Below are 20,304 nucleotides of genomic sequence, written 5' to 3'. Positions count from 1 at the left end.
CAACGACAGATTTGATGATTTGAGCAGCATAAAAAAAGAAATTATGGAAAATAAAAAAGAATTGAGAAACTGGTTGGATGCTTATGGATTAGATCATCCCTTGGTAATTGGCGGACCTTGTAGTGCAGAAACCGAAGATCAAGTGGTCAAAATAGCTCATCAGCTCAAAGATTCTGATGCTACAGTATTACGTGCCGGGATTTGGAAACCCAGAACCCGACCAGGCAATTTTGAAGGTGTGGGCGCCTTAGGACTAAAATGGTTGCAACGCGCTAAAGAGGAGACCGGAATGAAAATAGCGACCGAGGTAGCTAATCCACATCACGTAGAATTAGCCTTAGAACATGGAGTGGATATTCTATGGATAGGAGCACGAAGTACAGTATCACCATTTATCGTCCAAGATATTGCTGATGCTTGTCGGGGTATTGATAATCCGGTGTTGGTAAAGAACCCTATTAATCCGGATCTTTCACTATGGTTGGGAGCCGTAGAACGATTGTATACGGCAGATGTTAAAAATCTTGGAGTAATTCATAGAGGGTTTTCGACCTATGAGAAAACTAAATACAGAAACATTCCAGAATGGCAAATTCCGATTGACTTGCAAAATCGTTTTCCTGATTTGCCTTTAATTTTAGACCCTTCTCATATTGCAGGTCGAAGAGATTTAATTTTTGATTTGTCACAAACTGCACTGGATCTCAATTTTGATGGATTGATAGTGGAGACACATTATGATCCTGATAATGCATGGAGCGATGCTAAGCAACAAATAACCCCAGACACTTTAATTCAAATGATGAAGGATTTAAAAATTCGTAAGGAAATCGGAGAAGATGAAGCGTATCAAAAAGCACTGAGTCAATTACGAGCTAAAATCGATATAGCGGATAATCAGGTATTAGAGGTGTTGGCAAAAAGAATGAAAATTTCTGATGAAATAGGGAAGGTAAAGGCAAAACAGAATGTTGCTATTTTGCAATCCAAACGCTGGAATGAAATTTTGGGGCGTATGATCCTTGAAGGAAATGAAAATGGACTGAGTGAAGAATTTATTTTACGAATTTATAAGGCCATTCACCAAGAGTCTATTAATCATCAAAAAAACAGTTCTAAATAAGGGAAAGGAGGTTTAGAACAACTGCGCATTTGGGATATAATTTGCATCTTTGTAGCTATGACAGGAATTGTATATAAATCTACTGGAAGTTGGTATACCGTAAAAGCTGAAAACGGAATTACGTACGAATGCCGAATAAAAGGAAAATTCAGAATAGAAGGGATTAAGAGTACAAATCCGGTCTCTGTTGGTGACAAGGTGGATTTTAAATTGGAGAAAACGAATGACGAGAATGATAATGAACGTGGGGTAATTAATACGATTCATGATCGAAAAAATTATATCATTCGTAAATCTGTAAATCTGTCCAAACAAACGCATATTATTGCTGCCAATATCGATCAGGTTTTCTTACTGGTTACTTTAAATAATCCTCCTACTTTTACCACATTTATAGATAGATTTTTAGTGACGGCAGAGGCTTATGGAATAAAAGCCGTGCTTTTATTTAATAAGATTGACACCTATAATGAGGAGGAGTTGCTCGAGATCAAATATCTAGCTGCATTATACAGAAAAATAGGATATGACTGTGTTGGTATTTCTGCCAAGACCGGGAAGAATGTTGATAAGGTGAAGGCTATGATGCAACGCAAGGTTAGTATGTTTTCTGGACATAGTGGGGTCGGTAAGTCAACCTTGGTCAACACGATTGAGCCGGATTTAATGTTAAAGACAACAGCCATTAGCGAACAACACCAACAAGGGCAACACACGACTACCTTTGCAGAAATGTTTGATCTGAGTTTTGATGCAAAAATTATAGACACCCCGGGAATAAAAGGATTTGGAGTGGTGGATATGGAAAAAGAAGAATTAGGTGATTATTTCCCTGAATTTTTTCAACTGAAATCTAAGTGCAAATTTAATAACTGTCTGCATATTAATGAACCAAAATGTGCAATTAAAGACGCATTGGATGATGGAGAAATTGCTTGGTCAAGGTATAAAAGCTACTTGCAAATTATTGAGGGGGAGGAAGAACATTATCGCAAAAATAATTATACCGAAGAATAGATTCATTACATGAGAGTAATTATACAAAGGGTGTCAAAAGCTTCTGTTACGGTTGAAGGGGAAGTAATTTCAAGTATAGCAGATGGCCTATTAATTCTTTTAGGTATTGAGGCTGAGGATACCGATGTAGATAGTAAGTGGTTATCGGGTAAAATTAGTAGACTACGAATATTTGCAGACGAAAACGGAGTGATGAATAGGTCGATTCAGGATGTAGACGGAGAAGCTATCGTGGTAAGCCAATTCACTTTATTTGCCAGTACTAAAAAAGGAAATAGACCCAGTTATATAAAAGCAGCGAGTACTGAAATAGCGATCCCAATTTACGAAGGTTTTGTAAATCAGTTAGAATTGGATTTGGGTAAGAAAGTTGGAACGGGTATATTTGGAACAGATATGAAGGTAAATTTAATCAACGACGGACCCGTTACCTTACTTATCGACACAAAAAATAAAGAGTAACTACCCCATATTTTATAATGTATGTCTAGATTTTTACTTTTCCCTTTTTGGGTATTTTTACTCATGCCTTTTTTTGAGGTTTCTTCTCAGGATTTGCCGGAACTACATGTCAATCGGATCGATTCGGCATTGCTCAAGAATGCAAATGCAGTGGTTAGGCTGGATGAAACAACGATCGAAATAAAAGCTATTGATTTAATGCTGTTCAAAAAGAAGCTGATCGTAACGATTCTTAATAAAAATGCTGATTATTTTTCTAATGGTGTTGAAGGGTACGATCCATCAGTAAAAATAAAAAATCAAAGAATGGTCATTTATGATCACAGTGGAAATGAAATTAAAAAATATAAAGCTTCCGATTTTGAAGATAGGAGCGCTGTAGATGGAATTTCGCTGATGCAAGACGATCGCCTCAGTTATGTTGATCATACTCCCACTCAATATCCTTATACCATAGTTTATGAATGTGAGAAAGAGTATTTCTCTACAGGTTTTATACCTGACTGGAGACCAGTTTCTTACTATTTTGTTAGTGTAGAAGCCTCAAATTACAGCCTAACGTTTCCTGATAATAATAATGTTAGAATCAAAAAAGAAAATTTTGAAGAGCATAAAATAACGTTCGATAGTAGCAATAATAATTTATCAAGTAATTTATCTATGGGGATAGCTTATACCCCTGAGTACTCCAGTCCTGATCTCACATATTTAGCACCAAGATTAAAGGTTGCATTGAAAAATTTTTCGTTAGAGGGAGTGAGAGGAACAGCAGCTGATTGGGAATCTCTTGGTCGATGGCAATACGATAATTTAGTATATGGAAGAGATGAATTACCTAAAGAAATTATAGAAGAGGTTTCCGATTTAGTTGCTAATGCTAAAACGGATATGGATAAAGCTCGAATTATTTATAAATATGTGCAAAATAAAACTAGATATATAAGTATACAATTAGGTATTGGTGGCTGGATGCCTTTTACGGCTAAGCAAGTAAATGAGGTGGGTTATGGGGACTGTAAGGCACTTACAAATTATACTAAAGCATTACTCTCATCTCAAAATATCAAATCATATTATACGGTATTATATGGAGGTGCTACCATCAAAAACATTGACTCAACTTTTGCATCGATGCAAGGAAATCATGTGATTCTAAATATCCCGACTAAGGATCAAGACATATGGTTAGAATGCACGAGTCAAACTGCTCCGTTCAATTTTATTGCCGGTTTTACTGATAACAGGAAAGCATTAGTTGTAACCCCAAATGGTGGTATAATAAAACACACTAAACAGTACCTGTTTAATGAAAATATTAAGAGTACCAAAGCAGAGGTTTTTTTATCTGAAGACATGTCAATAGAGGCCGAAGTAAGCTTAAAATCTCAGGGATACTGCTACGCTGAGCGCTATGGAATCGAAGCTCTAGCTCCTAAGGATAGAGAAATATTTTATAAAAAATATTGGGGAAATCTCAAAAACTTGAGCTTTGAATCTATTAAATTATCCAATGATAAGGAAAAGGTAATTTTCGTCGAAAAAATAAAACTTTCAGCATCAAAATATTTGATCAAGGCAGGAAGCAGACTTTTGTTAGTTCCCAATTTCTTCGACCAATCTAAAATAAATTTGCCTAGTTATAAAGATAGAAACTCCTCATTAGATATTTCAAGAGGTTATACTGAAATTGATGAGAATATAATTCATATTCCTGAAGGATTCACCATTAAAAGCTTGCCCGAAAAAAAAGTATTAACCACAGAGTTTGGCAGTTATATATATGCTTTGAAAAGAGTTAAAGAAGCAAGTGTTAAATATTCAAGAAAATTTGTCCTTTATAGCGGGAACTATTCAAGTGAAAAATATGCAGATTACAGAAAATTTAGGCTCGATGTTAGTAAAATTGATAAAACTAAAATTGTTCTACAAAAAAACAACTAAATATCTACATTATGAATGTTATCTTAAAACCAGTATTTTTATTCTTATTTCTAGTTTCCTTACAGGTTTTCTCTCAGGAATATAAGTTTGGAAAAGTCTCTAAAGAAGAGTTGTCAGCAACAACTTATTTAAAAGATACTACGGCCAATGCGGTAATTCTCCATAACAGTAAAAAAGTGTACTATATCTTTGATAAAAATAACGGCTTTCAGCTTGTTACCGAAGTATATCAGAGAATTAAGCTGTATAATAAGAAAGGGTATGATTATGCAACCCATAAGTTTTATCTGTACAAACAAAACAGCGGAAAGGAAAAAGTTTCAGGGCTAAAAGGAGGAACGTACTCGTTGGTAAATGGTAAGATTGTTGTCGATAAGTTAGATAAGGCTGATATATTTCATAAAGAATTCACTAAGAATTATGAGGAGTCTACGTTCACAATGCCAGCTTTAAAAGAAGGCTCAGTAATTGAATTTAAATATAAAATTGTATCCCCCTTTGTATTTAATATTGATAGGGTGAAACTTCAATATACAATACCTGTAAAGCATTCAGTAGTGCATATTAGTATCCCAGAATATTTCTATTTCAAAAAGTTTACGTTGGGGTATCTTCCGATAAATTTGGTAGAGTCTAGTGTGAATGGTAAAATTAGTTTAACTTCAATAGGTAGAAGTGGTGGAGCGGGTTGGACGCCTGTTAGAAGCTACACATCCAGAGGGACGTTAGATTATAAGAAAAATGTATATACGATTGAATCTAAAAATGTTCCGGCATTTAGTAAAGAGCCTTTTTCAGGAAATATAGAAAACTATTTGTCTGCTGTAGTATTTGAATTAGCTTATACAAAATTTCCTAATAGTTCAATTGAAAATTATTCATCGACCTGGGAGAATGTAGTAAGTACGATTTATAACAGTGCCAATTTTGGGGGAGAGCTTGCTAAGAAAAATTATTTTAAAGAAGAGCTAGCTGTACTTGTTCAGGGTGAGACAAATGCCCAAAGTAAAACTATGAAAATTTTTAATTTCGTAAAAAATAAATTGACGTGGAATAACGAATATGCAGTGGGTACTTCTAAAGGCGTTAAACGAGCATTTAAAGAGAACAGTGGAAATGTTGCCGAAATTAATCTTATGCTAACTTCAATGTTGAAAGAGGCTGGGATTGACGCAGATCCAGTTATTGTTAGTACTGGAGATCGGATTGTTTCCCTTTTTCCTACAGTGAGCGGCTTTAATTATGTGATCACAAGGGTAAATTTATCAGGAGTTATATTGTACTTGGATGCTACGGACAAATTTGGGGTGCCCAACATTCTCCCTAATCGAGTTATTCAAGGAACCGCCAGAGTTATTAAAAAAAATGGACTTTCACAACGTTTAAATCTAAGGCCTGCTAAACCATCTAATTTTCGAGTTAGTGTGCAATCAAGAATTACGGATGATGGAACAATGAGCGGAAAAGTAAATGTTGATTTTTTAGATTATAATGCACATACCTTTAGGGTGGAAAATGGAATCAATAGTGAGAACGAAAATAATCGCAGACTCCGAGAAAATTATGGATTTTCTAAAATTGATAATTATGAAATTTCAGGAGTCGATGATTTAAGTAAAGGGGTTAGAGAGCGTTTTACCTTTGAAAATGTTGAGGGCTTTGTTGAAAAGATTGACGATGAGATTTATTTTTCCCCTTTATTATTTCTAGGAGCAAAAGAGAATATTTTTAAATTAGATAAACGGGAATACCCAGTAGACTATGGGTATGGAGTCTCAGATAGTTTTATGGTTAATATAAAAATCCCTGCTAATTATTCGGTCATAGAATTACCTAAACCTACTGGTTTCAAACTCCCGGAAGGCATTGGAAATTTTTCTTATAGGATACAAGAAAATAATGGGGTTATCCAGTTAATTGTGCAGTCTTCTATTAATTACTCGCTTATTCCTGCCGAATATTATGCAGCACTTAAGGAATTTTATAATATGATGCTAGAAAAACAAAGCGAACAAGTAGTATTAAAAAAAATATAAAATGAACATTCAAAATGCCCAAAAAATAGTAGACGAGTGGATCAATACGCACGGAGTACGTTATTTCAATGAGTTGACTAACATGGCACAACTTACTGAAGAGGTAGGAGAAGTAGCGAGAATTATAGCACGCCGATACGGAGAGCAAAGTGAAAAAGAAAGCGATAAGAACAAAGATCTGGGAGAAGAATTAGCAGATGTACTTTTTGTAGTTTTATGCTTAGCAAATCAAACAGGCGTTGATCTTCAAGAAGCTTTTGATAAAAAGTTGGCGATTAAAACTGAAAGAGATCACGATCGTCATCAGAATAATAAAAAATTAAAATAATGTTCAAGACTATACTTTCTTCTAGATCCTATTGGAAATCGGTAACACTACTTGCAATAGGTTTTATAGTACTTTTTAGTCTGATAGAATTAATTATGCAGTATCAAGGGTTTAATTTTTCAGCTTTTATAACTGAACGAATTAACGATGGCAAGTGGCTGCGCTACGCCCTATCCAGAGTAATAGGTGGGCTGATGTATGGAATGATTTTAGGATATCATTTTGAATCCAGAAAGCTTAAAAAGAAACGTAAATAATGAAATTGAAATTAGCCCAACTAGACACAATTCTTAGTCGTGAACTTAAGATCACAGGTTCTAAGAGTGAAACCAACCGTTCCCTCTTATTGCAAGCTTTTTATCCGGAACTACTACTTCAAAATATTTCCAATAGCGACGATGCTAACACTATGCGAGAAGCGCTGGCAAAAGGTAGCGGTGTGATCGATGTGCATCACGCAGGAACAGCGATGCGTTTTTTAACTGCGTATTTTGCAGTGAAACCGGGAGTGGACGTTATTTTGACAGGTAGTGAACGAATGCAACAGCGTCCTATCAAAATACTGGTAGATGCACTTAGAACCATTGGATGTCAGATCGAATATCTGAAAAAAGAAGGATATCCGCCAATCAAAATCCAGGGCGTGGTACCAGTAGAGAATAGCGTTTCTCTCAAGGCAAATGTAAGTAGTCAATACATTTCTGCTTTAATGCTTATTGGATCCTCACTGACAGCAGGGTTGACGATTCACCTTGAAGGAGAAGTCACCTCAGTACCATATATCAATATGACTAAGCAATTGCTGTTTCAAATTGGGATTGAAACAAAATTTGAAGGGAACCGAATTTCTATAAATCCTCAAACAAAGGTAGCATCACAAACAATTACAATAGAATCGGATTGGAGTTCTGCATCGTATTTCTATAGTATGATGGCTTTATCGAATGACGGTGAAGTAACGTTGAGTTTTTACAAAAAAGAAAGCTATCAGGGAGATGCTAGATTAGCTACTATTTATAAAAGCTTTGGTGTAGAAACTCTATTTATAAATGATACAATAACGCTCAAAAAAAAGTCAAAGACGGTTGATAACATCGTGCTCAATCTAGTGGATGCTCCTGATATTGCACAAACGATAGCAGTAACCTGTTTCGGTTTAGGGATTTCCTGTAATCTGAAAGGTCTTCATACCTTAAAAATCAAAGAAACGGATCGCTTACTTGCACTTAAAACAGAACTTGAAAAACTGGGAGGCAAAGTTCATATTACAGAGGATTCTCTTTTTTTGGAGCCTTCTAGTCATATACACCCTGATATAACTGTTGAAACTTATAATGATCATCGTATGGCTTTAGCATTTGCGCCTTTAGCGCTAAAAACAAGCTTGAGTATCAATGATGCAGACGTAGTGACTAAGTCATATCCTGATTTTTGGAATGATCTTGAAAGGTTGGGCTTCAAATTTAGTTGATTTCAAAATAAGTGTCGATTTACTTGACATCGCCTGTCCGTAGATCGTATATTTGCACCCTCAAAAAATATATAGAATGAAGTTATCACATTTCAATTTTAATCTTCCGCCAGAGTTATTAGCCGAATATCCTGCAGAAAATAGAGACGAGTCTCGTCTTATGGTTCTCAATCGCAAAGAACAGACTATTGAGCACAAACAGTTCAAAGATCTTATCGATTATTTTGAGCCTAATGATGTTATGGTACTTAATAACACAAAGGTTTTTCCTGCAAGATTATATGGTAATAAGGAGAAGACCGGAGCGAGAATTGAAGTGTTTTTACTTAGAGAACTTAACCCGGAAACACGTCTTTGGGATGTGTTAGTGGATCCGGCGCGTAAAATCCGTATCGGAAACAAATTATACTTTGGCGATGATGAAAGTCTAGTGGCAGAGGTTATTGATAACACTACTTCTAGAGGTAGAACGCTACGTTTTCTATACGATGGTTCTTATGATGAATTCAGACAGAAGCTTACAGATCTGGGAGAAACTCCTTTACCAAAATATATCAAAAGAGAGGCTGAGCCAGATGATATAGATCGATATCAAACTATCTACGCAAAAAACGAAGGAGCTGTTGCTGCTCCTACTGCAGGATTACATTTTTCTAAACATCTTATGAAACGTTTAGAAATTAAGGGTGTTGATTTTGCTGAGGTAACCTTACATGTTGGTTTAGGGACATTCAATCCGGTTGAGGTTGAGGATCTTTCTAAGCACAAAATGGATAGTGAAGAAGCTTATATCAATTCAAAAACCACCGAAGTAATTAACAAAGGGATTGCGAACAAAAGAAGAATTTGTGCGGTAGGTACTACTGTAATGAGAGCTTTAGAAAGCTCTGTCTCTTCTGAGCATACACTTAATGAATTTCAAGGTTGGACGAATAAGTTTATTTTCCCTCCATATGATTTTAGCATTGCTAACTGTATGATTACTAATTTTCATACACCAAAATCTACTTTATTGATGATGGTTTCTGCTTTTGCGGGACACGATTTTATGAAAAAGGCGTATGAAGAAGCCGTTAAGGAGAAATATAAATTTTACTCCTATGGTGATGCAATGTTGATTATATAACATGGTCATCAATACGTTACATATTACAAGACTCTGCTTTATGCCTGCATAAAGTGGGGTTTTTGCTATCTTAAAATAACCTAAACTTTTTATATCATTACACGCTAATAGATACTTTGTGTAAAGAAACCACGTTTTAGCTATTAGCAGCAAACATGCCCCCTAATTTAAAATGACTTATGAAAAATTTATTTTTAATTCTTTTTGGAGCAATTTCATTAATCACCTTTAGTCAGACTAAGGTCGGAGAGGTTTATTTTAATGACATTGATACGTTTGAAGGAGCAGAATTGATGCTAAATGGAGCAGGTGAACGAGAGCGTTTGTATGCTTTAGGTTTGTACTTAGATTTTGAGGTTGAAGGCGTAGAAGACGGATTAAGGGTTGCTAATAAAGATGCCGATATGGCTATATCCATAAAGGTGATAACCAGTGCAGTTAATGGAGCCGAATTAAAAGAGATGTTACGTAATGGTCTTGAACGTGCAACAGACGGTAATAGTTATCTTTTAGAAAATGAAATTAGAGATTTTATCAATCTTTTGCCAAATGATATCAATAAATATGATATCTTCAAAATAGTTTATAAAAAGGGAGGTAACCTATCATTGTATAAGAACAAAGATAAACTGGGACAGGTTAATAGTCTCAAGTTTAAGAAGGCTCTTTTTAAAATATGGCTGGGTGGAAATCCTGTTGACGAGAAACTAAAAGAGGATGTTTTAGCATCGTATACGCCAAATCCAATTTTAGGTCGATGGAAAACTTATGATAAGGAAACAGGTGTAGCAATTAACATCGTTCAATTGTATATGATCGAAAACAAAATTTTTGGATCTATTCAACGTATGCTGCGTCAATCAGAGCGAGATGCCGTTTGCTATCAATGTAAAGGTGATGACAAAAATCAAAATGTAGAAGGTTTGGTTATTATGAAACGCTTAAAGCATGCGAAGGATTTCAAATATGAGAACGGAAAATTCACAGATATTAGAACTGGGGAAGTTTCTGATTGCGATATATGGATAGATGAAGAAGAAATGGACGTGCTCAATGTTAAGTATAAAGGTGGTGGAGGTACCCACCAGTGGAAGCGTGTCAAAGAAGACGAGTAATATATTGACAGTACGTAACTACAATTCGTATAATTAGTAGGTTTTACAGTGTAAATCTTTACAAATAGCTATAATGAAGGAGAAGAAAAAGGATATAAGAGCATTAAGTAAAGAAGAACTTCAGGCGTTTTTCGTGTCACAGGGAGATAAATCGTTCAGAGGTAGTCAGGTATATGAGTGGTTGTGGAATAAAGGCGCACATGATTTTGATGCGATGACGAATATATCCAAAGACACCCGTCAGATGTTGGAGGATAATTTTGTAATCAATCATATTTCTGTAGATCAAATACAACGCAGTTCTGATGGTACGATCAAAAATGCTGTAAAATTACACGATGGATTGGTCGTAGAATCGGTGCTAATTCCAACACCTACCCGCACTACTGCCTGCGTTTCCTCACAAGTTGGATGTAGTCTGGATTGCAAATTTTGTGCAACCGCAAGGCTTAAACGAATGCGAAATCTTAATCCGGACGAAATTTATGATCAGGTCAAGGCTATTGATGATGAAAGTCGGTTGTATCATCAGCGCCCGTTATCCAATATAGTTTTTATGGGAATGGGAGAGCCATTGATGAATTATAATAATGTACTTAAAGCAATAGATAAAATCACGTCTCCCGAAGGTTTGGGGATGTCCCCCAAACGCATTACCGTATCTACATCCGGAGTGCCAAAGATGATCAAAAAGATGGCAGATGATGAAGTCAGATTTAAGCTGGCGGTATCCTTGCACTCTGCAATTGATGAGGTACGTACGTCAATTATGCCTTTTAACACGAATTTTCCGCTCAAAGATTTAAAAGAAGCTCTTATTTATTGGTATGAGAAGACTAAGAGTAGAATTACTTATGAATATGTGGTTTGGGAAGGAATTAATGACAAAAAAGCAGACATCGATGCGTTGGTTCAATTTTGCAGTTATGTTCCTTGTAAAGTAAATTTGATAGAATATAATCCAATAGATGACGGTATGTTTCAGCAAGCGTCCGAACAAGCTACAGAAAATTACATTCGTGCTTTAGAGGCCAGAGGTATCGTTGTAAATGTGAGAAGAAGCAGGGGTAAAGATATTGATGCGGCATGCGGTCAATTAGCCAACAAGCAATAATTTTTCTCTTTTTTAAATAGCTCAAATCAGAGTCGCTTTCCTATCGTGGTGCGCTGCGCACTATAATTTTTAAATTCCTATTACGTGCAAAAACTATTTGTGCTATCTTCGCAAGACTAAGCAAATAGAAGTAAGTAATTCGTATTGAAAGTTGTTGAACAAATAAAACTCCCGATAGTTGATGAAATGGAACTTTTTGAACAGAAGTTCTCTCAATCAATGACCTCCAAAGTTGCCTTATTAAATAGAATAACGCATTACATTGTTAATCGTAAAGGTAAACAAATGCGTCCGATGTTCGTTTTTTTAGTAGCTAAGATGGTTTCAGGTGGATCTGTAAACGAACGAACTTATCGAGGCGCCTCGGTAATCGAACTTATTCATACAGCGACCTTGGTACACGATGATGTAGTAGATGATTCAAATCGTCGTCGCGGTTTCTTTTCAATTAATGCCCTGTGGAAAAATAAAATAGCTGTACTGGTAGGAGATTATTTACTATCAAAAGGACTATTACTTTCTATTGATAACGGCGATTTTGATTTATTGAAAATCATCTCGGTCGCTGTAAGAGAAATGAGTGAAGGAGAACTTTTACAAATAGAAAAAGCACGTAATTTAGATATTACTGAAGCTATCTATTATGAAATTATAAGGCAAAAGACCGCTACGCTTATTGCCGCTTGCTGTAGTTTAGGTGCATGCTCGGTAGCTCCGGACTCTGATTCTGTAGAGAAAATGAGGCTGTTTGGTGAATTAATAGGAATGGCTTTTCAAATAAAAGATGACTTATTTGATTATGGAGATACAGCTATAGGTAAGCCAACAGGCATTGATATCAAAGAACAAAAAATGACACTTCCCTTAATCTATACGCTTAATACTTGTTCTCAGGAAAAGAAAAAGTGGTTGATTAATTCGATTAAAAATCATAATAAAAATAAACAGCGGGTTAAAGAAGTGATTGATTTTGTTAAGCTTAGCGGAGGCCTCAATTATGCCGTAAAAATAATGAACGAGTTTAAAATAAAGGCATTAGATATCTTGTCAGAGTATGAGGATTCCCAATACAAACAATCGCTGATATTGATGGTTAATTATGTGATCGATCGCAAAAAATAATGGCACCTGTTTCAAAGATTTAATGAAGATGAAGTATAAGGTTATGATCATCACGCTTAGCGTTGTGATGAGTTTTATAAATGTATTGCAGGCACAAGAAAAGGAAGTATTCATTTTAAGACCTGAAGTAAAATTTGATCAACGAACCTCCAGTGGATTGTTTCTTGCTGCGGGTCTAAATACTTTTAGCGATACATCGAAATCGTATAATGACACGGATTTTGAATTATACGGAAGCCGTTTTTTTGAAATTGGTTGGTTGTGGACAACTCGAGTGTTTAAAAATAGTAATGTGTTAAGATTACGGTATGGGATTTCTTATCAATCCAACGGTGTTCGAAGCAAAAACGATCAAATTTTCGCGTATGACGGAGAACAGACGCTATTGAGCATCTCAGATAAGTCGCTGTCCAAGTCCAAATTCAGAGTTGATAATCTCACTATACCTTTTTATCTTGAAGTTGGACCTTCAAAAGACAAAACAAGCCGCACAAGTATTAATTTTGATACATCAGGACGTTTTAAGTTAGGGGTTGGTGGTTTTGTCGGAGCAACCATTAATACGATGCAAAAAATAAAGTATAAAACTGATGAAGGAGATAAAAAGTCTAAATTGAAGAATGATTTAGAAGTAAAACGTCTTGTTTACGGAATTGGAACGTATGTCGGATTTGGAAGTATATCGCTTTATGGAAAGTATGATTTTTCTCCGGTTTTTGAGAAATCTTTACCCGAGTATTACAACGTATCGCTAGGTTTGCGTTACGATATGTAAAGAGCCTCCCAATATTGTAATGCTATAATTAAAAAGAATTCATAATTTTAAATTTCCAAAAGGAGTTATTTAATGATTCATAAAGCTACCATAGATGCTGTTTTTGAAACCGCTCGGTTAGAAGAGGTTATTGGTGATTTTGTTCAGTTAAAAAAATCAGGCAGTAACTTTAAGGGTTTGAGTCCGTTTAGTGATGAGCGAACGCCTTCTTTCATGGTCTCTCCGGTAAAACAAATTTGGAAAGATTTTTCAAGCGGAAAAGGAGGGAATGTAGTTGCATTCTTGATGGAACATGAGCATTTCACGTATCCTGAGGCGATAAAGTATTTAGCTAAAAAATACAATATCGAGATTGAAGAAACTCAGCAAACCGATGAGCAAAAAGAGCAGGCAAATGAACGGGAAAGTATGTATCTTGTTAGCGAGTATGCAAATACTTTTTTTCAAAATTCATTGCATAAAACTGAGCAAGGCAAAGCTATTGGACTAACTTATTTTAAAGAAAGAGGGTTTACCGATGCTACCATCAAAAAATTTAATTTAGGGTATTCTCCTGACACATGGGACGCGCTTACAAGTCAAGCGATACGTAAGGGGTATCAACTTAAATTTCTAGAGAGCACGGGGCTTACTATTGTTAAAGATAATAAACAATTCGATCGATTTAAAGGACGGGTAATGTTCCCTATTCAATCCATGTCTGGTCGGGTTTTAGGATTTGGAGGTAGAATACTTACAAATGATAAAAAGGCAGCCAAATATTTAAACTCCCCGGAGAGTGACATTTATCATAAAAGTAAGGTGCTGTATGGTATTTATCATGCGAAACAAACAATCGCCAAAGAAGATAACTGCTATTTGGTTGAAGGGTATACAGATGTAATTCAGTTGTATCAATCCGGAATTACCAATGTTGTTTCTTCATCCGGTACGGCGCTAACTTCGGATCAAATTCGTTTAATTAATAGACTTACCAAAAATATTACCGTTCTTTTTGACGGAGATGCAGCCGGGATGCGCGCATCTATTCGAGGAATTGATTTGATTTTGGAACAGGGAATGAATGTAAAGGTATGTACATTTCCTGATGGCGAAGATCCTGATAGTTTTGCCAGAAAAAACACCTTAGAAGATATTCAGCAGTACCTGAAGGAAAACGCTCAGGATTTTATACGTTTTAAAGCCTCTATCCTACAGGAAGACACCCAGAATGATCCCATTAAGAAAGCCGAAGTCGTACGGGACATGGTTGCTAGCATTTCTAAGATTCCGGATGTTATAAAACGTGAAATCTACGTGCAGGAATGTTCACGTATAATGGATATTTCTGAAGAAGTATTATTTAATGCTTTAGCGCAACTTCGAGGAGCAGCAGAACAAAAGACCACGAGTAAAAAAGTTGATAATACTAGCGGTTCGATGCAGGTAGTGAAGCCTGAAGTAAAAGAAAAGATTAAGGTTAATCAACAATATGAACTCGAACGTAAGGTAATCGAAATTTTACTTCTCTATGGAAGTAAGGAAGAAGAGTTTGAAGATCTTATTCTCAAAGAAAATGAAGCGGGTGAACTTGTAATGGAACCAGAAGTCTATACGAGTAAGGTGTTTGAGAAGATCTTTCTGGATCTTCAGGATGATGAAATCGAATTTACCCAAGAGAATTTCAGAAAAACGTATTCAGTACTCATCGATCACCTCAATCAAGTAGATGATTTTCAAATTGACACATTTATTAATACAATTCCACCTGAAATTACACCAGAAATTACGGAGATTATCATGAATGAAGAACGTTATGCGCTGGCACGATGGATTGATCAGGAAATTCATGTGAAACAGAAACTTCACAGTGTGTCACAATACGTAAGTGATATTATTCTTAATCTAAGACGCTTCCTCATAGAACAAAAGATAGCAGAATTATCACAAACTATAAAAGAAAGTGAAGGACAAACGCAAAATCATGAGATCATGCAGGATATTATCGATTATATTGGGTTAAGAAAGATGTTATCACAAAAATTAAATCGAGTCATTTAGCTTATGTGCAATAAGCGAGATTGATGGATCAAATCAGCCAGATTATCTACCTTCAGTTTTTTGAGTAAGCGTGTTTTGTATGTGCTTACCGTCTTCTCATTAATAGCAAGTGTGCTAGCTATATCTTTATTTCTTTTACCTGACGATAGTAGGTTGAGAACTTCGATTTCACGAGAAGATAATTTCTTATACTTTACAACCATGTTGTTATCATTGGTTGTACCATTGGCAAGTTGTTGTGTCAGGGTGTCGTTTAGATAAATTCCTCCTCTTGCCACGCGTTCCACAGCTTTTTTCAAAATTTTTGTAGAGACCGTTTTAGACAAGTATGCTGAAGCTCCGGCTTTAATAGCGCTTAATGCATACATTTCTTCTGGATGAGAACTAAAAATAATCACCTTTAGCTTAGTGAACTCTTTTTTAATGGTTCTCAAAGCCATGATTCCATTAATCTGAGGTAAGTCTAACTCCATGATGAGGACGTCAGGAGATTTTTCCTTTAAAAGTTCATAAAGCTCGTTACCGTTGCTAACCTTACCAACGATATCATAACTTTCAGAATTACGCAAAAGCGATACGATTCCTTTTCGTGTTATGGGGTGATGGTCTGCTATGAGTACGGTAGTCATTCTTTTATAGTATTGAAGAGGTTACACTAATTATTTCATCAATATTTCAATAGATGCTATATATTGATAGTAGCAAAATTACTAAGATATCAGTGTTGTAATCCTCTTTTTACTATATTCTCGATGAAATTGTATTTATTTAAGACCAACGGGTATTTTACACACCGGTATCGGGTTCATTTTATGTTGGTTTACCGTATTTCGTTTCAAAAAGATCTTAAAAACTTCTTTTTCTCTTCCTGCAAAATCCGACGCTGATTTTCCTTCATCTTTCATTTTCATAGCCCATTCCAGTTCATCATAGGTTGCACCTATCTGGTCTTCGTCACTTCGACTATCACCAAAAAGTCCGTCTGTAGGAGCTGCCTCAATAATTGAGGAAGGTACTTGGAGTGCGGCTGCCAATTCGTATACTTCACTTTTCAATAAATCTGCTATTGGGCTCAAGTCCACGCCGCCATCGCCATATTTTGTGAAAAAGCCAACACCAAAATCCTCTACTTTGTTTCCGGTTCCTGCAACTAGATATTTATGAATTCCTGCAAAGTAATAGAGAGATGTCATTCGTAATCTGGCACGTGTATTGGCGAGAGCCATATCTGACGTAGGATCAGCTTCTTGTTCGGGTGCTGCAGATTTAAAAGCTTCAAAAACAGGTGTTAGATTCATTTCAACATTGGTAACATTGGCAAATCTTTTTTGTAATTGATCGATATGCTCCCGACCTCTGCTGATCTGATTTGGTGCTTGATGGATAGGCATTTCAACACATAGCACACGTAAGCCTGTTTTAGCACATAATGATGAAGTAACTGCACTATCAATGCCGCCGCTAATACCGATTACAAAACCTTCCATATTCGCTTTTGTAGCATAATCCTTTAACCAATTAACGATGTGATCAATAACTTTTTCAGTTTGCATAGTTGTTTTTTTTAGAATCTATACGCGTATCTTTGCGTTGATAAAATTAATAAAAAAAGATGGCGTTGTATAGTGGTATGATGTATTTATATAAAAGAAACAATTTGGTTCATATTTTTATTAAAATGATGATACTTTCTGTAATATTCATCTTTCTTACGAGTTGTAATAGAGAGGATAAGTTAGAGAAAGAAATTGCTGAGATTCCGGTTACAATAATTATAGAACGTTTTGATAAGGCTTTTTCCAAAGTGGATCAAAAAACACTGCCGGCATTAAAACAGCAATATCCTTTTTTATTCCCAGAAAAGTACCAGGATAGTTTTTGGATCCAAAAGGTAGCGGATACTCTGCAAATTGAATTAGCAAATCAGGTAGCAGAAAAGTATCCTGATCTAAATACTCTGAAAATCAAATTGGAGGGATTATTGCAACATGCCAAATATTATTTTCCTGAAATTACAGAGCCTCGTGTTATTACCATTACCAATGATGTTGATTATCATAATAAGATAATCTTGGCTGATGATCTATTACTCATTGCTTTGGATACTTATTTGGGTGAGGACCATTATTTTTATGAAAGCATTCAGGAGTATATTCGGCGTAATTTCAAATCAGATCAAATCATTCCTGATGTTGCCACAGTTTATGCAAAACAGTTAGTGAGTTTATCAAAAAGCAGAACGTTTTTATCGAATCTGATATATTATGGAAAAGTTCAGTATTTGATAGATTTGTTTCTTCCCAAATATGAGCAGTATACCAAGCTCGGGTATAGTCCTGAGCAATTGGAGTGGGTACGAGTGAATGAAGAACAAATTTGGCGTTATTTCATTGACAAAGAAACACTATACAGCACAGACACGGACCTGTCACCCAGATTTTTATATCCGGCCCCTTTTTCTAAATTTTACCTTGAAGAAATTGATAAAGAAGCTCCGGATCGTGTTGGGAGGTATATAGGTTGGCGAATAGTCTCTTCATATATGGAGAATAACAACGTATCTTTGCGACAATTGTTAATGATGGATGCAGAAACAATTTTTAATAAATCAAAATACAAACCAAGAAACTAATGTCAGTTACAAAAAAGTCAGAAATAAAGATTTCTATTGAGTTAGACGAAAATAAGGTTCCCGAAAAATTACATTGGACTGCTCCCGATGGAGGAATCGTCAATGAGGAAACCAAGGCGGTTTTGCTTTCCGTTTGGGACAGCGCGCATCAAGAAAGTCTTCGTATCGATTTATGGACCAAGGATATGCCGATTGACGAAATGAAGGTGTTTTTTCACCAGACGCTAGTATCGATGAGTGATACTTTTAATAGAGCAACACAAGATGAAAAGATGACTGCAACGATGAAAGACTTTTGTGATTATTTTGCCGAGAAACTTGAGATCAAACAAAAATAATCACTCCAACGATTTTCTTATGTAGAAAATTGTTCGTTTAGCGCGGTAATATAAGCTAATACCTCTTCTTTGCCCATCCCGGATGAAGAGGAGGTTATGAAATAATTAGGCATTTCTTCCCAGTACTCCAGCATTTCTTTGGTGTAGCTTTCAATTTGCTTGGAGAGTTTGTTTTCTGATAATTTATCGCCTTTGGTAAAAATGATAGAAAACGGAATTTGATTTTCACCCAGCCACTGCATGAATTCTAAATCAATTTTTTGAGGTTCATGACGACAATCAACCAAAACAAATGCAGTAATTAATTGTTCTCTTTTGCTAAAATACGCTGTGATAAATTTTTGAAAAACTTTTTTTGCAGATTTTGATACACGCGCATATCCATACCCGGGTAAATCAACCAAAAACCAATTTTTATTAATCAAGAAATGATTGATAAGTTGCGTCTTCCCGGGTCTCCCTGAGGTTTTAGCAAGACTCTTTCGGTCAGTAAGCATGTTGATCAACGACGATTTACCAACATTTGATCTGCCAATAAAGGCATATTCTGGCAAATTATCTTTAGGACACTTTGCGACATCGCTGTTACTGATTACAAACTCTGCACTCGTAATTTTCATAATGACAGGATCTTAAAATTTACGTTCCTGAAGCCAGGTATGTAGTAGGGTGTTGAACTTTTCTGGATGTTCCATCATAGCCGCGTGACCACATTTATCAATCCAATAAAGATCAGAATCTGGGAGTAACTTATTAAAATCGTCGGCAACTTCTGGTGGCGTAACATTGTCATCCTTACCCCAGATAATACAAGTAGGCGTATGCATATGTGGCAAATCTTTAGCCATATTATGACGGATTGCACTTTTTGCAATAGCTAAAGTTCTAATAAGTTTATTGCGATCATTCACCGTAGCATATACTTCGTCAACGATCTCTTTGGTTGCTATTTCAGGATCATAAAATACATTTTCAGCTTTTGCTTTGATGTATTCATAGTCACCCCGTTTAGGATAGCTTTCACCCATAGCACTTTCATATAAGCCGGAACTTCCTGTAATAACTAAAGCTTTTATCTTTTCAGGAAACATTTTAGTGCAAAGTAAACCGATATGACCACCCAATGAATTCCCTAAAAGGATTACTTCGTCATAGCCTAAGTGATCAATAAATTCTTTTAAATATTTTGCAAACGTTCCTACGCTTGTTTTAATAAGAGGCATGGTGTATAAGGGTAATTCGGGTATCAAAACTTTGTAACCATGCTGTGGAAAATAAGTGCCAACACCGTCAAAGTTGCTCAATCCCCCCATTAGTCCATGTAAAATAACGATTGGAGTACCTTCACCTAACTCAAGATAACTGAATTTTCCGTCTTGTTTTAATTTATGCGTCATTAATACTTCTTACGAGGATTAGAAGCAAATATAGCATTTTCATTAATAGTTTAAAGATTTTTTACAAATACTACATAACGATTTTTTTCAGGACTCTAAATGCCAGGTCTGAATTACATGATTCCAAGAAAAATCAAGGATTTACCTAGTGTGTTGATAGACAAATTCTTAAAAAAATCAGGTTCAAATTTTAACGTTCAAAAGAGATAACTTATTAACAATGTGGTAGATTGTGGTAAAAAGTGGTAATATTTTCAATATATTTGA

Annotated in this window: 20 protein-coding genes; 16 read left to right on the top strand and 4 right to left on the bottom strand. The window is 35.7% G+C overall.

Translation table 11 applies throughout. The annotated features are described in order from the left end of the window. Positions 1 to 43 precede the first annotated feature (43 nt). The 14 genes from ACJRPK_RS15530 (at position 44) to dnaG (ending at position 15,670) form a co-directional block, all read left to right on the top strand. Positions 44 to 1,123 (top strand): chorismate mutase, encoded by a 1,080-nt coding sequence (locus ACJRPK_RS15530; protein ID WP_407141306.1) that lies wholly within the window; start codon positions 44 to 46, stop codon positions 1,121 to 1,123. Positions 1,124 to 1,180: 57 nt separating this feature from the next. After that, the gene (gene rsgA / locus ACJRPK_RS15525) at positions 1,181 to 2,140 is read left to right on the top strand and encodes a ribosome small subunit-dependent GTPase A (protein ID WP_407141304.1); all 960 of its coding nucleotides are present in this window, start codon (positions 1,181 to 1,183) and stop codon (positions 2,138 to 2,140) included. Positions 2,141 to 2,149: 9 nt separating this feature from the next. After that, positions 2,150 to 2,602, top strand: a complete 453-nt coding sequence (gene dtd / locus ACJRPK_RS15520) for a D-aminoacyl-tRNA deacylase (RefSeq protein ID WP_407141302.1) — start codon at positions 2,150 to 2,152, stop codon at positions 2,600 to 2,602. Between the two features lie 21 nt (positions 2,603 to 2,623). Beyond that, positions 2,624 to 4,543 carry a DUF3857 domain-containing protein gene (locus ACJRPK_RS15515; RefSeq protein WP_407141301.1) on the top strand — a complete coding sequence of 640 codons (1,920 nt, stop codon included), beginning with the start codon at positions 2,624 to 2,626 and terminating at the stop codon, positions 4,541 to 4,543. A gap of 11 nt (positions 4,544 to 4,554) precedes the next feature. Further along, complete coding sequence (locus ACJRPK_RS15510) at positions 4,555 to 6,579, top strand: DUF3857 domain-containing protein (protein WP_407141299.1); 2,025 nt, start codon at positions 4,555 to 4,557, stop codon at positions 6,577 to 6,579. Position 6,580: 1 nt separating this feature from the next. Further along, the gene (locus ACJRPK_RS15505; protein WP_148781502.1) at positions 6,581 to 6,907 is read left to right on the top strand and encodes a nucleotide pyrophosphohydrolase; all 327 of its coding nucleotides are present in this window, start codon (positions 6,581 to 6,583) and stop codon (positions 6,905 to 6,907) included. After that, positions 6,907 to 7,164, top strand: coding sequence for a hypothetical protein (locus ACJRPK_RS15500; protein WP_407141297.1), 258 nt, complete (start codon positions 6,907 to 6,909; stop codon positions 7,162 to 7,164). The genes ACJRPK_RS15505 and ACJRPK_RS15500 overlap by 1 nt, the downstream gene beginning before the upstream one ends. After that, positions 7,164 to 8,378 (top strand): 3-phosphoshikimate 1-carboxyvinyltransferase, encoded by a 1,215-nt coding sequence (locus ACJRPK_RS15495; RefSeq protein WP_407141295.1) that lies wholly within the window; start codon positions 7,164 to 7,166, stop codon positions 8,376 to 8,378. Before ACJRPK_RS15500 ends, ACJRPK_RS15495 begins: the two co-directional genes overlap by 1 nt. Before the next feature lie 76 nt (positions 8,379 to 8,454). Next, positions 8,455 to 9,504, top strand: coding sequence for a tRNA preQ1(34) S-adenosylmethionine ribosyltransferase-isomerase QueA (gene queA / locus ACJRPK_RS15490; RefSeq protein ID WP_148781499.1), 1,050 nt, complete (start codon positions 8,455 to 8,457; stop codon positions 9,502 to 9,504). 179 nt (positions 9,505 to 9,683) lie between these two features. Continuing rightward, on the top strand, positions 9,684 to 10,619 hold the full coding sequence (locus ACJRPK_RS15485) for a chalcone isomerase family protein (RefSeq protein ID WP_407141293.1): 936 nt from the start codon (positions 9,684 to 9,686) through the stop codon (positions 10,617 to 10,619). A gap of 73 nt (positions 10,620 to 10,692) precedes the next feature. Further along, the gene (gene rlmN / locus ACJRPK_RS15480; protein WP_407141291.1) at positions 10,693 to 11,733 is read left to right on the top strand and encodes a 23S rRNA (adenine(2503)-C(2))-methyltransferase RlmN; all 1,041 of its coding nucleotides are present in this window, start codon (positions 10,693 to 10,695) and stop codon (positions 11,731 to 11,733) included. A 144-nt stretch (positions 11,734 to 11,877) separates the two neighbouring features. Further along, entirely contained in the window at positions 11,878 to 12,855 is a 978-nt protein-coding gene (locus ACJRPK_RS15475) for a polyprenyl synthetase family protein (protein ID WP_407141289.1), read from the top strand. A gap of 28 nt (positions 12,856 to 12,883) precedes the next feature. Then, the gene (locus ACJRPK_RS15470; RefSeq protein WP_407141287.1) at positions 12,884 to 13,630 is read left to right on the top strand and encodes a hypothetical protein; all 747 of its coding nucleotides are present in this window, start codon (positions 12,884 to 12,886) and stop codon (positions 13,628 to 13,630) included. A 72-nt stretch (positions 13,631 to 13,702) separates the two neighbouring features. Next, positions 13,703 to 15,670: a DNA primase gene (gene dnaG / locus ACJRPK_RS15465; RefSeq protein WP_407141285.1), complete on the top strand. Its 1,968-nt coding sequence runs from the start codon at positions 13,703 to 13,705 to the stop codon at positions 15,668 to 15,670. On the opposite strand, the gene ACJRPK_RS15460 is transcribed toward dnaG, so the two are convergent. Together ACJRPK_RS15460 and nadE are read right to left on the bottom strand one after the other, a co-directional pair. Further along, complete coding sequence (locus tag ACJRPK_RS15460) at positions 15,667 to 16,299, bottom strand: response regulator transcription factor (RefSeq protein ID WP_148781493.1); 633 nt, start codon at positions 16,297 to 16,299, stop codon at positions 15,667 to 15,669. The two genes, dnaG and ACJRPK_RS15460, sit on opposite strands and share 4 nt — an antisense overlap. A 135-nt stretch (positions 16,300 to 16,434) precedes the next feature. Then, entirely contained in the window at positions 16,435 to 17,223 is a 789-nt protein-coding gene (gene nadE, locus ACJRPK_RS15455) for an NAD(+) synthase (protein WP_407141283.1), read from the bottom strand. A 59-nt stretch (positions 17,224 to 17,282) separates the two neighbouring features. Between nadE and gldB the strand changes: the two genes are divergently transcribed. Beyond that, a complete protein-coding gene (gene gldB, locus ACJRPK_RS15450) occupies positions 17,283 to 18,302 on the top strand; it encodes a gliding motility lipoprotein GldB (RefSeq protein ID WP_407141281.1) in 1,020 nt (339 codons plus the stop codon). Then, positions 18,302 to 18,640 carry a gliding motility protein GldC gene (gldC, locus tag ACJRPK_RS15445; RefSeq protein ID WP_407141279.1) on the top strand — a complete coding sequence of 113 codons (339 nt, stop codon included), beginning with the start codon at positions 18,302 to 18,304 and terminating at the stop codon, positions 18,638 to 18,640. The genes gldB and gldC overlap by 1 nt, the downstream gene beginning before the upstream one ends. Positions 18,641 to 18,657: 17 nt before the next feature. Here gldC and yihA read toward each other — a convergent pair whose 3' ends face one another. Further along, on the bottom strand, positions 18,658 to 19,260 hold the full coding sequence (gene yihA, locus ACJRPK_RS15440; RefSeq protein WP_407141278.1) for a ribosome biogenesis GTP-binding protein YihA/YsxC: 603 nt from the start codon (positions 19,258 to 19,260) through the stop codon (positions 18,658 to 18,660). Between the two features lie 12 nt (positions 19,261 to 19,272). Beyond that, positions 19,273 to 20,037: an alpha/beta fold hydrolase gene (locus ACJRPK_RS15435; RefSeq protein WP_148781489.1), complete on the bottom strand. Its 765-nt coding sequence runs from the start codon at positions 20,035 to 20,037 to the stop codon at positions 19,273 to 19,275. Positions 20,038 to 20,304: the final 267 nt, after the last annotated feature.

This window comes from Aquimarina sp. 2-A2 (genome assembly GCF_045505135.1).
Taxonomy (GTDB): Bacteria; Bacteroidota; Bacteroidia; order Flavobacteriales; family Flavobacteriaceae; genus Aquimarina; species Aquimarina intermedia.
The sequence above is the reverse complement of the archived record's forward strand: the minus strand, read 5'-3'. Positions and strand labels throughout refer to the sequence as shown.

Excerpts from the sequence above, each read along its gene's own strand:
- ACJRPK_RS15500 (WP_407141297.1), top strand. The coding sequence starts at position 6,907 with ATGTTCAAGACTATACTTTCTTCTAGATCCTATTGGAAATCGGTAACA.
- ACJRPK_RS15495 (WP_407141295.1), top strand. The coding sequence starts at position 7,164 with ATGAAATTGAAATTAGCCCAACTAGACACAATTCTTAGTCGTGAACTT.
- ACJRPK_RS15510 (WP_407141299.1), top strand. The coding sequence starts at position 4,555 with ATGAATGTTATCTTAAAACCAGTATTTTTATTCTTATTTCTAGTTTCC.
- ACJRPK_RS15460 (WP_148781493.1), bottom strand. The coding sequence starts at position 16,299 with ATGACTACCGTACTCATAGCAGACCATCACCCCATAACACGAAAAGGA.
- dnaG (WP_407141285.1), top strand. The coding sequence starts at position 13,703 with ATGATTCATAAAGCTACCATAGATGCTGTTTTTGAAACCGCTCGGTTA.
- ACJRPK_RS15530 (WP_407141306.1), top strand. The coding sequence starts at position 44 with ATGGAAAATAAAAAAGAATTGAGAAACTGGTTGGATGCTTATGGATTA.
- queA (WP_148781499.1), top strand. The coding sequence starts at position 8,455 with ATGAAGTTATCACATTTCAATTTTAATCTTCCGCCAGAGTTATTAGCC.
- ACJRPK_RS15515 (WP_407141301.1), top strand. The coding sequence starts at position 2,624 with ATGTCTAGATTTTTACTTTTCCCTTTTTGGGTATTTTTACTCATGCCT.
- gldC (WP_407141279.1), top strand. The coding sequence starts at position 18,302 with ATGTCAGTTACAAAAAAGTCAGAAATAAAGATTTCTATTGAGTTAGAC.
- ACJRPK_RS15470 (WP_407141287.1), top strand. The coding sequence starts at position 12,884 with ATGAAGTATAAGGTTATGATCATCACGCTTAGCGTTGTGATGAGTTTT.
- ACJRPK_RS15505 (WP_148781502.1), top strand. The coding sequence starts at position 6,581 with ATGAACATTCAAAATGCCCAAAAAATAGTAGACGAGTGGATCAATACG.
- rsgA (WP_407141304.1), top strand. The coding sequence starts at position 1,181 with ATGACAGGAATTGTATATAAATCTACTGGAAGTTGGTATACCGTAAAA.
- ACJRPK_RS15435 (WP_148781489.1), bottom strand. The coding sequence starts at position 20,037 with ATGACGCATAAATTAAAACAAGACGGAAAATTCAGTTATCTTGAGTTA.
- yihA (WP_407141278.1), bottom strand. The coding sequence starts at position 19,260 with ATGAAAATTACGAGTGCAGAGTTTGTAATCAGTAACAGCGATGTCGCA.
- ACJRPK_RS15485 (WP_407141293.1), top strand. The coding sequence starts at position 9,684 with ATGAAAAATTTATTTTTAATTCTTTTTGGAGCAATTTCATTAATCACC.
- rlmN (WP_407141291.1), top strand. The coding sequence starts at position 10,693 with ATGAAGGAGAAGAAAAAGGATATAAGAGCATTAAGTAAAGAAGAACTT.
- dtd (WP_407141302.1), top strand. The coding sequence starts at position 2,150 with ATGAGAGTAATTATACAAAGGGTGTCAAAAGCTTCTGTTACGGTTGAA.
- gldB (WP_407141281.1), top strand. The coding sequence starts at position 17,283 with ATGGCGTTGTATAGTGGTATGATGTATTTATATAAAAGAAACAATTTG.
- nadE (WP_407141283.1), bottom strand. The coding sequence starts at position 17,223 with ATGCAAACTGAAAAAGTTATTGATCACATCGTTAATTGGTTAAAGGAT.